This window comes from Corynebacterium jeikeium, assembly GCF_000738175.1.
Lineage (GTDB): Bacteria > Actinomycetota > Actinomycetes > Mycobacteriales > Mycobacteriaceae > Corynebacterium > Corynebacterium jeikeium_C.
Window position 1 is genome coordinate 1 of record NZ_JFCH01000013.1, and the last position, 749, is coordinate 749.

Annotated in this window: 1 protein-coding gene; it reads right to left on the bottom strand. The window is 57.1% G+C overall.

Annotated features, from left to right (window positions below):
* Positions 1-749: IS1249 family transposase (locus JQ46_RS10900; RefSeq protein WP_080719475.1), on the bottom strand; the 749-nt coding region annotated here is incomplete at both ends.

Sequence of the window (749 nt, forward strand, 5' to 3'; positions counted from 1 at the left end):
TGGGTGATCAAGTTTGTTGCTGTGGAAAGTGCGTCTTGACCCCATCGCTGGTCCCTGGCGATCTTGACCGGATCGTCAGGGACTTCTGTATGTAGGTACAGCCACCAATCCATTACTGTGCGTTGATGCGGTAGTGATAATCCGCGGTGTCTGCGGGCTAGTTCTTTTATTGGGGCGTTGATGCCGCCTTCAAGACTGTTTGTTGTCGCTGCTAGTCCGTCAGGATTGATGGTTGTTGGTGGTGGTTGCAGGTAGGTAAATAACAGGTTCCTGCGGTGCAGGGATAGTAATGACTGATAGGCCGCTCGGACGCGTTGGTGGGTGTAGACCCTGCTGTAGGCACCGCTGGCAGGGTCGCGGATGGTGGTTTTCTCGTTCATCCACACCTGGTAGGTGTGGTTGAATTCGTGCAGGTGTGTGACCCATTCGGCTGCGTGGTCAAGGTCTGTGATGCGAGTGAGTTTCAGGGCTAGGCGGTAGAGGGTTTTGCCGGCATCGGTGCGGGGGTTGCTGGTGGTGTGGCGGCGGACTGTTCGTTGGGCGTGGACGAGGCAGCGTTGGATGCGTGTTGTTGGCCAGCAGTGGTGGATGGCTGATTGGGCACCTTGTCCGCCGTCTGTGACTGCGATTAGTGGTGCGGCAATGGGGCGTAGGAGTTCGGTGTAGGCGGCGGTGGTTTCGTGTCTGGCCCAGGTCCAGTTGATGACGTGGGTTTTACTGGCTGCGATCAGGAGGCATCCGGACTTTAG